Origin of the sequence: Thioclava sp. 'Guangxiensis', from assembly GCF_045348365.1 — a bacterium.
GTDB classification, from domain to species: domain Bacteria; phylum Pseudomonadota; class Alphaproteobacteria; order Rhodobacterales; family Rhodobacteraceae; genus Thioclava; species Thioclava kandeliae.
Genome location: NZ_CP155822.1, coordinates 847,343 through 859,969, shown reverse-complemented (window position 1 = coordinate 859,969; position 12,627 = coordinate 847,343). Strand labels below are relative to the sequence as shown.

Annotated in this window: 16 protein-coding genes; 2 read left to right on the top strand and 14 right to left on the bottom strand. The window is 61.8% G+C overall.

Going from position 1 to position 12,627, the window contains the following annotated elements:
- The first annotated feature begins 3 nt into the window (after window positions 1–3).
- Window positions 4–546: a TRAP transporter small permease gene (locus ABEB22_RS04265; protein ID WP_406870905.1), complete on the top strand. Its 543-nt coding sequence runs from the start codon at window positions 4–6 to the stop codon at window positions 544–546.
- Entirely contained in the window at window positions 546–1,826 is a 1,281-nt protein-coding gene (locus tag ABEB22_RS04260) for a TRAP transporter large permease (protein ID WP_406870904.1), read from the top strand. The genes ABEB22_RS04265 and ABEB22_RS04260 overlap by 1 nt, the downstream gene beginning before the upstream one ends.
- Here ABEB22_RS04260 and ABEB22_RS04255 read toward each other — a convergent pair whose 3' ends face one another.
- From ABEB22_RS04255 to ffh, 14 genes are all read right to left on the bottom strand, one after another.
- Window positions 1,827–2,432: an exopolysaccharide biosynthesis protein gene (locus ABEB22_RS04255; RefSeq protein ID WP_339114098.1), complete on the bottom strand. Its 606-nt coding sequence runs from the start codon at window positions 2,430–2,432 to the stop codon at window positions 1,827–1,829.
- A 60-nt stretch (window positions 2,433–2,492) separates the two neighbouring features.
- Window positions 2,493–4,025 carry an acetyl-CoA hydrolase/transferase family protein gene (locus ABEB22_RS04250; RefSeq protein WP_406870903.1) on the bottom strand — a complete coding sequence of 511 codons (1,533 nt, stop codon included), beginning with the start codon at window positions 4,023–4,025 and terminating at the stop codon, window positions 2,493–2,495.
- A gap of 598 nt (window positions 4,026–4,623) precedes the next feature.
- A complete protein-coding gene (locus ABEB22_RS04245; RefSeq protein WP_339114100.1) occupies window positions 4,624–5,433 on the bottom strand; it encodes a division plane positioning ATPase MipZ in 810 nt (269 codons plus the stop codon).
- A 225-nt stretch (window positions 5,434–5,658) separates the two neighbouring features.
- Window positions 5,659–5,880, bottom strand: a complete 222-nt coding sequence (gene rpmE, locus ABEB22_RS04240) for a 50S ribosomal protein L31 (protein WP_339114101.1) — start codon at window positions 5,878–5,880, stop codon at window positions 5,659–5,661.
- Between the two features lie 11 nt (window positions 5,881–5,891).
- A complete protein-coding gene (gene rplS / locus ABEB22_RS04235) occupies window positions 5,892–6,266 on the bottom strand; it encodes a 50S ribosomal protein L19 (RefSeq protein ID WP_339114102.1) in 375 nt (124 codons plus the stop codon).
- A gap of 273 nt (window positions 6,267–6,539) precedes the next feature.
- On the bottom strand, window positions 6,540–7,136 hold the full coding sequence (locus ABEB22_RS04230; RefSeq protein ID WP_339114103.1) for an HAD-IA family hydrolase: 597 nt from the start codon (window positions 7,134–7,136) through the stop codon (window positions 6,540–6,542).
- 3 nt (window positions 7,137–7,139) lie between these two features.
- Complete coding sequence (gene trmD / locus ABEB22_RS04225) at window positions 7,140–8,009, bottom strand: tRNA (guanosine(37)-N1)-methyltransferase TrmD (protein WP_406871118.1); 870 nt, start codon at window positions 8,007–8,009, stop codon at window positions 7,140–7,142.
- A 61-nt stretch (window positions 8,010–8,070) separates the two neighbouring features.
- On the bottom strand, window positions 8,071–8,571 hold the full coding sequence (gene rimM, locus ABEB22_RS04220) for a ribosome maturation factor RimM (protein WP_339108363.1): 501 nt from the start codon (window positions 8,569–8,571) through the stop codon (window positions 8,071–8,073).
- 4 nt (window positions 8,572–8,575) lie between these two features.
- On the bottom strand, window positions 8,576–9,217 hold the full coding sequence (bluB, locus tag ABEB22_RS04215; protein WP_339114104.1) for a 5,6-dimethylbenzimidazole synthase: 642 nt from the start codon (window positions 9,215–9,217) through the stop codon (window positions 8,576–8,578).
- 2 nt (window positions 9,218–9,219) lie between these two features.
- Window positions 9,220–9,582 carry a 30S ribosomal protein S16 gene (gene rpsP, locus ABEB22_RS04210; RefSeq protein ID WP_339114105.1) on the bottom strand — a complete coding sequence of 121 codons (363 nt, stop codon included), beginning with the start codon at window positions 9,580–9,582 and terminating at the stop codon, window positions 9,220–9,222.
- Window positions 9,583–9,630: 48 nt separating this feature from the next.
- Window positions 9,631–9,927, bottom strand: a complete 297-nt coding sequence (locus ABEB22_RS04205; RefSeq protein ID WP_339114106.1) for a chorismate mutase — start codon at window positions 9,925–9,927, stop codon at window positions 9,631–9,633.
- Window positions 9,924–10,460, bottom strand: coding sequence for a GNAT family N-acetyltransferase (locus tag ABEB22_RS04200; RefSeq protein ID WP_406870902.1), 537 nt, complete (start codon window positions 10,458–10,460; stop codon window positions 9,924–9,926). The genes ABEB22_RS04205 and ABEB22_RS04200 overlap by 4 nt, the downstream gene beginning before the upstream one ends.
- Complete coding sequence (locus ABEB22_RS04195; RefSeq protein ID WP_339114108.1) at window positions 10,457–10,969, bottom strand: GNAT family N-acetyltransferase; 513 nt, start codon at window positions 10,967–10,969, stop codon at window positions 10,457–10,459. The genes ABEB22_RS04200 and ABEB22_RS04195 overlap by 4 nt, the downstream gene beginning before the upstream one ends.
- Window positions 10,969–12,465: a signal recognition particle protein gene (gene ffh, locus ABEB22_RS04190; RefSeq protein ID WP_406870901.1), complete on the bottom strand. Its 1,497-nt coding sequence runs from the start codon at window positions 12,463–12,465 to the stop codon at window positions 10,969–10,971. The genes ABEB22_RS04195 and ffh overlap by 1 nt, the downstream gene beginning before the upstream one ends.
- Between the last annotated feature and the right edge of the window lie 162 nt (window positions 12,466–12,627).

Sequence of the window (12,627 nt, the reverse complement as noted above, 5' to 3'; positions counted from 1 at the left end):
CCCGTGACCCGAGACAATTTTCCGCGCGTGCCCGAGACGGATCCGTCCTCGGGCCGCAAGGCGCCCGTGGTGCCGCGCAATGGCCCGCGGTTGGCGCTGGGACTATTATGCGGCGCGATGCTGCTGGCGATGATGGGGCTGACGGTGGTGGATGTCATCGGGCGCTATCTGTTCAACGCGCCGCTGATCGGGGCGACCGAACTGACCGAGATGCTGCTCTGTGCGGTAATCTTCCTCGGCCTGCCTGCGGTCTGTTTCGACCGTGACCATGTGACCGTAGATCTGGTGATCGACCGGCTGCCCGCATGGCTCCAGCCATGGCGCGAGCTGGCGGTGTCGGTCTTTTCGGCGGTGGTGCTGGGCGTGGTCTCGTGGCGGATCTGGGTCTATGCGGCGCAGAAAGCCAGCTATGGCGAGGCGACCAATTCGTTGCGTTTGCCGATTGCGCCTCTGGGCTATCTCTGCGCGCTGTGCTGTGCGGTGGGCGTGGTATTGACGCTTGTCGCCGCGCTCCGCCAGTTCCGTCTTCAGGTCAGGGGGCGGTGATGGAGCATTGGCCTGTCGGTCTGGCGATCCTTATCGCATTGTTGTTGGGCGGTGTGCCGATTGCCTTCGCGCTTGCGGGCGTGGGGCTTGTGGGCGTGGCCACGATCATCGGCTGGACGGCCGCGCTGTCGCTGATCGGCTCGGCGTTTTTCGACAACGGGCGCGATTACTCGCTCTCGGTGCTGCCGCTCTTCTTGATGATGGGCAATTTCGTGGTGCAATCGGGCATCGCGTCCGAACTCTACAATTCCGCCTATGCGTGGTTGCGCCACAAGAAGGGCGGGCTGGCAATGGCCACGGTGATCGCCTGCGGGGCGTTTTCCTCCGTTTGCGGCTCGTCCATGGCCACAGCAGCCACCATGACGCGGATCTCGCTGCCCTCGATGCGGCGTTTCGGCTATCCCGACCGGCTCTCGACGGCCTCCATTGCCGCCGGTGGCACGCTGGGTATTCTGATCCCGCCCTCGGTCATCTTGGTCTTTTACGGGATCATGACGCAGCAGGATATCGGCAAGCTGTTTCTGGCAGGCATCATTCCGGGGATCATCGGGATCATCGGCTATGCGCTGGCGGTGAAGATCTCGATCCGGATGCGCGGGATCGACCTTCCGATCGAGGATAAACTGCCGCTGGGCGCCCGTATCCGCGCGCTCAAAGGCACGGCAGGGGCACTGGTGCTGTTTGTGTTCGTGATGGGCGGCATCTATCTGGGCGTCTTCACCCCCACCGAGAGCGCCGGGATGGGCGCGGCAGGCGCGCTGTTGCTGGTGATCGGGTCGGGCAAGTTCTCGTGGGGCGGGCTTGTCAACGTGCTCTATGACACGATGAAGACCACGGCGATGATGTTCTTCATCCTCTTCGGTGCGCTGAGTTTCACCAATTATGTCAACATGTCGGGTATGACGAGTGATATCCAGAGCTGGCTCTCGGTCTTTGGTGACAGCCCGATGGCGATGATCTTGGCCATTCTTGTGATCTATCTGGTGCTGGGCTGCATGCTTGAAGGGCTCTCGATGATCATGCTGACCGTGCCGGTCTTCTACCCGATCGTGGCAGCCCAAGGGTTCGACGTGATATGGTTCGGGATCTTTGTCGTGGTGATCACCGAGATCAGCTATATCACGCCGCCCGTGGGGATGAACGCCTTCGTCCTGCGCTCGGTGGTGCCGGATGTGGCCTTGGGCACGATCTTCCGCGGGCTGGTGCCCTTTGTGGCGATGGATATCGTGCGGATCGGGCTGATCATTGCTTTCCCCGCACTCGTGCTTTTGCTGACCTGATCAGACCACACCGCTGCTGATGGCCCAATAGCCCACACCCACGGCCATCCCGATAAAGCACAGTCCGATCAGGGCGATCAGCCCGTCGCGCACCAGCAAAGAGAGCGCCAGAAGGGTGACGGCCACGCCGAGGATCGACGAGCTGAAGGGCACCAGTTCGAGAAACGGCATGGCGGCCCCGCAGAGAAGGCAGGCCGCCTGCGTCACCCAGCGGAAGGGACGATGGGTGAAAAATCGTAGCCGTTCGCGGGTGTGGCTGTCCATCCACCGTGCCACGCCTTGCAGTTTGTCGGTGGCCTTGCGCAGTTTGTCGCCAGCGATATGACGGTTGGTCAGCAGACCCGGCAGCCAGAGATGGCGCCGCCCGAGCAGCATCTGCGCCGAGATCAGCGCGATCAGGATACCGCAGGCGCTGGAAAAGAGCGGGATGCCCGAAAGCGGGCTGACCACGAAGAGGGCAGGCACCAGAAGCACCGGCACGAAAGAGGCCCCGCCGAGCGAGCCCAGAATATCCTCGATCCGCAGCCTGTCCACGCCTTGGGCGCGGCTGTCGATGGTGCGGACGATATCGGTGACGGAATGATTGTTGTCGCTGGAGTGCTGCATAAAAATACCTCTGCGGGTGAACCCCGCAGAGGTGATCTGGTTCCAGTGAGAAGGGGTGCCTCAGGGCTTCATCGAGCCTGTATCGATGAATCGCTGGTGCCAGCTCAGCGCCTCATTCAGCAGATGCGGGCTCTGCTGCGCATAGCTGCCCTTTTTCGCACGCTCGTAATAGTCGCGCAGCATGGGGCGATAATAGGGATGGGCGCAGGTCTCGATGATCTTCTCGGCACGCTGTTTGGGCGAGAGCCCGCGCAGATCGGCCAGACCCTGCTCGGTCACAATCACCTGAACATCCTGATTGATATGGTCGGTATGGCTGACCATCGGCACGATGGCCGAGATCGCGCCACCTTTTGCCGTGGAGGGCGTCATGAAGATCGACACATAGGCATTGCGCGAGAAATCTCCCGAGCCGCCGATACCGTTCTGCATCTTCGAGCCCATGATCTGCGTCGAGTTGACGTTGCCATAAATATCCGCCTCGATCAGCCCGTTCATCGCGATACAGCCCAGACGACGCACCAGTTCGGGATTGTTCGAGATATCCTGCTGGCGCAGCAGCAGCTTGTCGCGGAAGAAGGCGGCGTTATCATTGAAATACTCGGCCTTTTCGGGCGAGAGCGAGAAGGCCGTGGCCGAGGCCATGCGCAAAGTGCCAGCCTCGAGCATATCCAGCATCCCGTCCTGAATGACCTCGGTAAAGGCGGTCATGTTCTCGAACGGCGTGTCGATCAGGCCGGACATCACGGCATTGGGCACATTGCCCACGCCCGATTGCAGCGGCAGGAGCGAGTTGGGGAGTCCCGCGCGTTTGGCCTCCCATTTCAGGAAGTCCAGAATATGGCCTGCAATAGCGTTGGCCGTCTCATCGGGCGGCGAGAAGGGGGCATTCCGGTCGGGGCTGTCGGTGAGCACCACGGCCACCACTTTCGACGGATCGACGTTGAAATAGGGCTGGCCGATCCGGTCGTCCGATTTCAGGATCGGGATCGGTTTGCGATGGGGCGGCAGGGCGGTGCCGTAGTAAATGTCGTGCATCCCGTCCAGCAGCTCGGTCTGCCAGCTGTTGACCTCGAGAATGATCTTGTCGGCCAGTTCGAGCCACGTCTTGTTGTTGCCGACGGAGGAGGACGGGATCAGCTGGCCGTCCTCGGTGATACCGGAGATCTCGATCACAGCGGTATCGAGCTTGCCCAGAAACCCTTCCCATGCCATCGGCGCAACCTGGCTCAGGTGGATGTCAAAATAGGACATCTGGCCGCTATTGATCTGCGCCCGCGCGATAGGGTCGGAGTTGAAGGGAAGGCGGAAGTCGATGCCATTGGCCTTGGCCAAGGCGCCATCCAGTTCGGGGCCGGTAGAGGCGCCGGTCCAGATGGACACTTTGAACTGCTCGCCGCGGGTATGGGCTGCTTCGATTCGGGCGGCCAGTGCCTGCGGCACGGCCTTGGGATAGCCCGAGCCGGTAAAGCCCGACATGCCGATGATGGCGCCCGGATCGATCAGGGCTGCGGCATCTTCGGCGGACATGATTTTCTGTTTGAAAACATCACTGCGAATGCGTGAAGAACTAACTTTTACATCAAAGCTCATTGGGGTCCTCCTCAGGTGCTACCTTCGGGCCGAATTGCAGCGGGGCTCCTCGGCACCCGCCCAGACCAGCGTTTGGTGGTAGCTTATCATAACCAGAGTTCCTTTATGCTCCGTGATTGTCCATAGTCTGGCAGCTATGCGCTGTATGCATATGTATACTATGCCTATGATAATCCTGAATCTTGCGGGGCTTTGGCCTAGATGCCGGCACAGTTCCCCGCCGCCCCATATACGGTCCGGAGGGCGTGCCGTGCCTTGATCCTGTCATCTTCCAACCATGCTCCGCCTCGGTCGCACCATTCTTCGGACGCAAAGAAGCGTAGTAATTTATCTAATGATATTTTCGCGTTTAAGGCGAATCGCGTTACATTGAGCAGGGTTACTATAACAGGAGGATATCATGTCATCTGTATTCCGGTTGCCGTCCGTACTGTTCTTTTGTTCCGCGCGTCGTCACGACAGGGTCGATATGCGGCTGGCTGAGCTGGGGCTGCGGCGCCAACGCCGTCATAACTGCCCCATCTCGCCGTTTCGGGTCAATCAGCGGGTGCCGTTCGTGCCTCGGATCGTCTGATGGCGCGTGTGCCGCGGCAGGTGCTCAGAAATCAACCTCGACGCCCGGAAGGTTCAGCTCCTTCAGGAGGTCGCGCAGTTCCTGCCGCGCAGCGATATTGGACATATTCAGGTTCTCGACGCCCAGATCCTTCAGATCGAGGAGGGTAATTCCACGCGGGAACAGCTCGCGGAAGATCACCCGCTCGGAGAAGCCCGGGGCAACGCGGAAACCGATCCGCTTGGACAGCTGCTCGAGCGCGGCCCCCACCTTGCGCTTGTTGTGCATCTGCTGTGCGCCCAGCCGGTTGCGCAGCACGATCCAGTCGATGGGTTTCATACCAGCGCGGGCCCGCAACTGGCGAGCGGACCAGACCATCTCGGAATAGATCGAGGGTCCGGTGACCTTCGAGGTGTTCGGATCGATCCGCGCCAGAAGGTCGAAATCGATGAAACTGTCATTGAGCGGCGTGATCAGCGTATCGGCCAGCGAATGCGCCACCTGACTGAGGCGCGTATGCGATCCGGGACAGTCGATCAGGATGAAATCACAGATATCCTCCAGCTCTGTCACGGCCGCCGAGAGCCGGTAGTCATAAGGGTTCTCGCCCGCGGGCAGGCTGGCCGGATCGATTTCGGGCAGCACGCGGTAATCCGGGCAGGGCAGGGTTACGCCTTCGCGGGCCATGAAGGCGCGGCGGTTCTCCACATACCGCCCCATTGACCTCTGGCGCAGGTCGAGGTCCAGCGCCCCCACGCGCCAGCCCATGCGCACAAGCGCGGTTGCCACATGCATGGAGGTGGTCGATTTTCCCGATCCGCCCTTTTCATTGCCAGTCACGATGATATGCGCCAACTTCGCCGTCCTCACGTCATCTTGTGGGTGATGTCTCTGCCGTGACTATAGGCAGTAAGGTGCTGCGGGGAAAGCGGTCACGCGCAGGAGAGCTGCCAAGCGCGAAGAGGCGCGGGCAACTGATGTGCGCTTACATCATCCCGCCCGTCTTTCCGGCCAGGACCGCTTGCCGAAATGCAAAAGGGCGCGCCGATGGCACGCCCTTCGTAAATACCGCAAGGGGGATTAGAAGCCCAGACCCGCGTATTTGTTCTTGAACTTCGACACGCGACCACCGGTGTCCATCAGGCGCGAGCTTGCACCGGTCCATGCCGGGTGCGAGGTCGGGTCGATATCGAGGGTCATGGTGTCGCCCTCTTTGCCCCAGGTCGTGCGGGTCTCGTAGGAGGTACCATCGGTCATCTTGATGGTGATGGTGTGGTAGTCGGGATGGATTTCCGCTTTCATCGAACCGCTCCTCAGGCTTTTTTGGGTTTGTAGTTGGTGTCTTCGGCGATACGGGCCGATTTACCGCGACGCGAACGCAGGTAGTACAGTTTCGCACGGCGCACACGACCACGACGGACGACTTCGATCGAGTCGATGTTGGTCGAGTAGAGCGGGAATACACGTTCCACGCCTTCGCCGAAGGAGATCTTGCGGACGGTGAACGACGCAGCCAGCGTTTCGCCGCCTTTGCGAGCGATGCAGACGCCTTCATACATCTGGACGCGCGAACGGGTGCCTTCGGTCACTTTGTAGCCAACGCGAACGGTGTCGCCGGCTTTGAAATCCGGAATGTCTTTGCCGAGGCCGGCGATTTGTTCCGCCTCGAGTTGAGCGATCAGGTTCATCGCATATCCTTTCATATACTCACGGTGTGTCCGTGAAGGTGGTTTCACGCCTCAGAGCTCCGGGTCTTCGCGGGTCCGCCTTCATGCGCCCACCGGAGGATACAGGACATCCTTTATGTACAGATCCGGATGCAGCTTTAGGGCGGTGAAGCCTTCGCCGCGCGGCAAACGAAAAAGGTCCGGTCACCGATTCCGGCACGGACCTGTGCGCTATAGGGCCAAATGCCGTCCCGATCAAGCGCGGAATAGCCTGTGTGGTAAAGCAAATGCGCCCTAATCGGCGTTTTCGACCAGTGTCACCAGATCACGATCGGGGCGCCAGTGGCAGGCTTTCCAGCCGGCCCGCCGCGCGGCGGTAACATTGGCGCGGGTATCATCGACCAGTAGCAGCCCGTCAGGCGGGCAGCCAACCTGCTGTGCCGCGAGGGAAAAGAACCCTGCTTCAGGTTTGCGCAGGCCCAGAGCGGCAGAATACACCATGCCGTCGACATGGTCTGCCAGTCCCTTGTCGTGCATCAGATGGCGTGCGCGGTGGTGCTCCTGGTTTGTGGCCAGATAGATCCGGCAGCCCCTGCGACGCAACGTGTCGCAGGCTGCCAGCACGGCCTGATCCAGATATGTATCATGCGAAAACCAGTATTCCATGAAGGCGCGTGCATCAGGGCTGCGGGTCAGATGCGGTAGAACGGCCTCCAGCACCTCGTGCAGATCGGCCCGTCCCGTCACTATATCTTCCCAGTGCTGGCGGAACAGAAGCGCTTTGAGCCGATCGGGATGGATGCCCATATCCTGCGCCAACCCGTCGGTCCAAGCGCCGCCTTTGCGATGCGTTACGATGACCCCATCGACATCCAGCATCAGGCAGCGCATGGCTTAGTCCTTCCGATCAGCCTTCTTGCGTTTGGGCGCCTTGCGGGGCGTGTTGGCCAGATGGGCCTCCCACATATCGGGACGGCGCTCGGCGGTGATCTTCTCGCTCATCTCGCGGCGCCACGTCTCGATATGGCCGTGATGGCCCGACATCAGCACGTCTGGGATGGCGCGGCCTTCCCATTCGGCGGGGCGGGTATATTGCGGGTGCTCCAGAAGCCCGTTGGAGTGGCTCTCTTCCACAGCCGATTCGGCATTGCCCAAAACGCCCGGTAACAGGCGCACGGTCGCATCGATCATCGCTTGCGCCGGTAATTCGCCCCCCGTCAGAACGAAATCGCCCATCGAGACCTCCTCGATGCCGAAATGCTCCAGCACGCGCTCGTCCACACCTTCAAAGCGACCGCAAAGAATGGTCATCCCGTCGGCCGCCGCAAAGCGCCGCGCCATGGCCTGATCAAACCGCTTGCCGCGCGGCGACATATAGACCACGGGCCAGTCGGCCTTCGGGTCCACCCCACGCGCGGCCTCCTTGAGGGCGGCACCTACTACATCGGGGCGCAGCACCATGCCCGCGCCGCCACCTGCGGGCGTGTCGTCGACATTGCGGTGCTTACCCACGCCAAAGCGGCGCAGATCGATCGTATCAAGCCCCCATAACCCCTGATCACGGGCCTTTCCGGTCAGCGATAGCCCCAGAACGCCCGGAAAAGCATCGGGGAAGAGCGTCACGATCTTGGCTTTCCACGCCCGTGCCAGCTGCACCGGCTCGTCCATCAGGGACCGGATCTGGTGGCTCGCGCTGATCGACACCCGCCCATGCGAGCGGGTCGCGCGGGGCGGCGTATTCTCGGCCTGCGCATCAACGCCCATCAGGTTGCCAAGGCGCATCACGCCTTTTTTCGGGGTCTCTTCGGGAATATCACTCATTGTCTCAGACGTCTTCGGGCGGATCAGCCACGATACGGCCTGCGGTCAGGTCAACCGTGGGCACGACGGCCATGGTGAAGGGCAGGAGAAGCGGCTGGCTTTCGCCTGCGGTGGTGATCTCGAGGAAATCACCCGCGCCATAGTTCTGCACCGCCCGCACCGATCCGAGCACCGCGCCGCCGGTATCCACGACGGTCAGCCCGATCAGATCGGCATGGTAGAATTCGTCATCGGGAAGATGGGGCAGCATATCGCGGTCCACCCAGAGCGAGACGCCCTTCAGCGCATCGGCCTCTTCCTTGGTCTCGACGCCGCTCAGATAGGCGCCGATGCCGCCCTTGATCGCGCGCAGATCGGTCAGATCGAAGGCGCGTTTGCCATCCTCGGTATAAAGTGGTGCGTAATCGGCAATGGCCAGCGGGTCGGCGCAGAAGCTCTTCAGCCGCACCTCGCCCTTGACGCCGAAAGCCCCTGCAATTGCGCCCACACAGGTCCGTTCCGTCATTGCCTCATCTCCGTTCCAATCGGGCCAGCCCCTCGCGGGCCTCCCAGCCGAGCTGTTCCAGCTCGGGCGTAGGCTGCGCCTGTTCAGGCCAGCCGATACATAGATAACCGATCAATTTCCAGCTGTCAGGCACATCGAGCGATTTCGCCAGTGCCTCGGGGTCCAGAATCGAGACCCAGCCCATGCCCACACCCTCGGCACGCAGCGCCAGCCACATCATGGTCATGGCCGCAACCACCGAATAGGCGCGCATCTCCGGCATCGAACGGGCTCCCAGACGGGCGCCTTTGGTCGTGGCATCGTCGCAGAACACTGCCAGCTGCACCGGCGCCTTCTGCATGCCCGAAAGCTTCAGCCCCGCGTAGAGCGTGGCGCGGTCGATATCGCCACCCGCGCGATAAGCGGCCAGTGCCTCGGCATTGGCGCTCTGGAAATTGGAAAGCGCCGCAGCACGGGCCGCGGCGCTTTCGACATTGACCACGCGCCACGGTTCGGACAGGCCGACCGAGGGCGCGAGGGCGAAAGCGTCCAGACCCCGTGCAAGGATATCGTCCGGCACCGGATCGGTGCGGAAGCGGCGCACATCGCGCCGCCACGCCATCAACCGGTGCAGATCCTCGCGGAACTCGGGGCTGAACGCGTCCAAGATCAGGCCTCGGATGCCTCTGCAGCAGCAGCGGCTTTCTCGGCTTTTTCTTTTGCACGCTCTTGGGCTTTCTTGCCCGGCTCTGCTTTCTTCATGTTCTTACGCTCGGTTTTGGCAACAACGCCGGCGTTTTCGAGGAAGCGGGCAACGCGGTCGGTCGGCTGCGCGCCTTTGCTCAGCCAGTACTGAACGCGCTCCATGTCCATTTTCACGCGCTCTTCGCTGTCTTTTGCCAGCAGCGGGTTGTAGGTGCCGAGCTTCTCGAGGAAGCGGCCGTCACGCGGCATGCGCGAGTCGGAAGCAACGATTGCGTAGAAGGGGCGCTTTTTGGAACCACCGCGTGCGAGACGGATTTTCATAGCCATGGGTTGATCTCCTTTGAATGGCTGGTGTCGGACCTGTTTCGGGGTCCGTTACTTTTGGAACTGCTCGTGATGCCGGATGACTTCCGAGATCACGAAATTCAGGAATTTCTTTGCGAATTCCGGGTCGAGACCGCTGTCGTCGGCCAGTTTTTCCAGACGTGCGATCTGGGTCTTCTCCCGGTCGGGATCCGAGGGAGGAAGGTCGTGTTCCGCTTTGAGCTTGCCGACCGCCTGGGTCTGGGCAAAGCGCTCGGCGAGCGTATAGATCATCACCGCATCCAGACGGTCGATACTGTCGCGATGCTCTTTCAGAAGCTCCGCGGCGCGGGCGGTTGCATCACTCATGCAAGGTCCTCCGGCTTGGGATGGCGGTAAACGAGGCAGGTCTTGCCTGCGGGGCCTTGGGCGGTCGCATCAATCGTGCAGCCAAGCCGTTCGGCCAGGGTGATCGAGCGGGCATTGGCGGGGGCGATATAGCTTGTCACGCTGTTCCAGCCCAGATCGGTATAAAGATGGCGACGCACTATCTGCGCGGCCTCGGCGGCAAACCCTTTGCCCTCATGGGCATTGTCCCAGATCTGCCACAAGATCTCGGGTTCGGGCCAGCCATGCGGTTGCCACGGGCCCACGAGCCCCAGCCCACGATCGCTTGCGTGGGTGGTCAGCACGAACGGGCCCCAGCCCTTCATGACCCAATGGCCGATCACGGCAGCCCATGCGCGCCAGACAAGCCCTTCGTCGAAGCTCTCCGAGACGCGGATGAAGCTCGGACGGTCCGTTTTGTGGAAGGCCAGCCAATGGGCGTAATCATGGGCGGCGGGCGCGCGCAGCACGAGGCGCGCGCTATGCAGCACGGGGGTGGGGGACAGCGCGATCATGCCTGACCTCCCATCGGATGGCGGTAAACCAGCTGCCCCGGCACGGCAGGCAGCGCATCACGGTCAAGCGTGGCGCCGATCCGCTCGGCCAGCGCGACCGAACGGGCATTGCCCGGCGTGATATAGCTCACCAGAGGGCGTTTCCAGTGCAGCTCGAGCGCCGCGAAATCGCGCATCTTGCGCGCGGCTTCGGTCATATAGCCCTGACCTTCGAAGCCCGTGAACGCGATCCAGCCCAGTTCACGCTCGGGAAAATGCGGCAGATCGTTCAGCGCCACCTGACCCACGACCTGACGGTCGGATTTGCGCACCACGGCTAGCGCGCCGCAGCCCTTGAGCGCCCATTGCGCCACATCGGAAGCAAAATGGAACCACGCCGCCTTCACATCATGAGGCCCGCCCATATAGGCCGCCCGCGCAGATTTCATCACCTCCGCAAAAGCGGGGAAATCCGACATGTCATGCGGACGTAGCGTAAGGCGCTCTGTATGAAGGACGGGCGCGACCATTATTTCTTCTTACCAAAGCCTCCGAGGCCACCGAGGCCGCCCATGCCACCCAGACCGGGCATGTTCTTGGGCAGGGACTGGCCCAGCATCTTGGTGGCTTCTTCCATCTTGGCGGGATCCATCTCGCCCGCCGCCGGCAGACCGCCGAATTTGCCGGTCATCGCGGCCATCGCGCGTTTCAGGGCGCCGCCCTTCATCTTGCCGAGCTTCTTCATGGTGTCGCCCATCTGGCGCTGCATCTTCAGAAGCTTGTTCAGCTCGGCCACATCCATGCCGGCACCCTTGGCGATACGTTCCTTGCGCGAGGCTTTCAGCATCTCGGGCTTGGCGCGCTCTTCCTTGGTCATCGACTGGATCAGCGCGATCTGGCGACGGATCATCTTGTCGTCGAAGCCGGCGGATTCGGCCTGCTTGGCCATCTTGCCCATGCCCGGCATCATCGACATCACGCCCTGCATGCCGCCCATTTTCTGCATCTGCTCGAGCTGGGACTTGAGGTCGTTCATGTTGAAGAGGCCCTTCTGGAACCGCTTCATCATACGCTCGGCGGCCTCTTTCTCGAAGACCTCCTGCGCTTTTTCCACGAGGGCGACGATATCGCCCATGCCAAGGATACGGCCCGCCACACGCTCGGCCTCGAAAGTCTCGAGCGCTTCCATCTTCTCGCCCAGACCGACGAAGCGGATCGGCTTGCCGGTGGTCGCGCGCATCGACAGCGCCGCACCGCCGCGGCCATCGCCGTCCATACGGGTTAGGACCACGCCGGAGATGCCGACTTTTTCCTCGAATTCCTGCGCGACCTCGACGGCAACCTGACCGGTCAGCCCGTCGACCACCAGAAGCGTCTCGCGCGGGTTGGCGATGTCGCGGACCTGCTGGACCTCGGACATCAGCACCTGATCGATATGCAGACGGCCCGCGGTATCGAGGATATAGACGTCATAGCCGCCCAGCATCGCCTGCTGCTTGGCACGTTTGGCAATCTGCACGGCAGATTCGCCCTGCACGATAGGCAGGGTATCGACGCCGATCTGGTTGCCCAGAATCGCCAGCTGTTCCATGGCCGCGGGGCGATAGATATCGAGCGAGGCCATCAGCACGCGTTTCTTCTCGCGCTCCTTCAGGCGGCGGGCGAGTTTGGCGGTGGTGGTGGTCTTGCCCGAGCCCTGCAGACCGACCATCAGGATCGGCGCAGGCGGGTTGTCGATCTTCAGCGCACCGGTTTCATCATCACCCGCAAGCATAGCGATTAGCTCGTCATGGACGATCTTCACGACCTGCTGGCCGGGGGTGATGGATTTGGTCACGGCCGCGCCGGTCGCCTTGGCCTCTACGGCCTTCACGAAGGAACGCACCACCGGCAGTGACACGTCGGCCTCGAGGAGCGCAGTGCGCACTTCACGCAGCGCGGTCTTCACGTCATCAGCGGACAATGCCCCCTGCTTGGTCAGCCGGTCGAACACACCGCCAAGGCGATCTGAAAGGCTCTCGAACATGGCTCCCTCCTTGCATAAGGGCATCAGACAAACGACAAGCGCACCAGTGGGCGCAACGCGCTGACTGGTGGCGATCCCCGCCGTGTGCGGGGACCGGAGGGCTAGTCCTCCGGGGAATCTTGGGTGGCTTAGTCAAAAAAGGGTGCGGAGTCAACCGCGCAA

Coding starts and splice junctions, on each gene's coding strand:
- rpsP (WP_339114105.1), bottom strand. CDS start 9,582: ATGGCTATGAAAATCCGTCTCGCACGCGGTGGTTCCAAAAAGCGCCCC.
- ABEB22_RS04195 (WP_339114108.1), bottom strand. CDS start 10,969: ATGGTCGCGCCCGTCCTTCATACAGAGCGCCTTACGCTACGTCCGCAT.
- rplS (WP_339114102.1), bottom strand. CDS start 6,266: ATGAACCTGATCGCTCAACTCGAGGCGGAACAAATCGCCGGCCTCGGC.
- rpmE (WP_339114101.1), bottom strand. CDS start 5,880: ATGAAAGCGGAAATCCATCCCGACTACCACACCATCACCATCAAGATG.
- trmD (WP_406871118.1), bottom strand. CDS start 8,009: ATGGGCGTTGATGCGCAGGCCGAGAATACGCCGCCCCGCGCGACCCGC.
- ffh (WP_406870901.1), bottom strand. CDS start 12,465: ATGTTCGAGAGCCTTTCAGATCGCCTTGGCGGTGTGTTCGACCGGCTG.
- ABEB22_RS04230 (WP_339114103.1), bottom strand. CDS start 7,136: ATGCGCTGCCTGATGCTGGATGTCGATGGGGTCATCGTAACGCATCGC.
- ABEB22_RS04250 (WP_406870903.1), bottom strand. CDS start 4,025: ATGAGCTTTGATGTAAAAGTTAGTTCTTCACGCATTCGCAGTGATGTT.
- ABEB22_RS04255 (WP_339114098.1), bottom strand. CDS start 2,432: ATGCAGCACTCCAGCGACAACAATCATTCCGTCACCGATATCGTCCGC.
- ABEB22_RS04200 (WP_406870902.1), bottom strand. CDS start 10,460: ATGATCGCGCTGTCCCCCACCCCCGTGCTGCATAGCGCGCGCCTCGTG.
- rimM (WP_339108363.1), bottom strand. CDS start 8,571: ATGACGGAACGGACCTGTGTGGGCGCAATTGCAGGGGCTTTCGGCGTC.
- ABEB22_RS04260 (WP_406870904.1), top strand. CDS start 546: ATGGAGCATTGGCCTGTCGGTCTGGCGATCCTTATCGCATTGTTGTTG.
- ABEB22_RS04205 (WP_339114106.1), bottom strand. CDS start 9,927: ATGAGTGATGCAACCGCCCGCGCCGCGGAGCTTCTGAAAGAGCATCGC.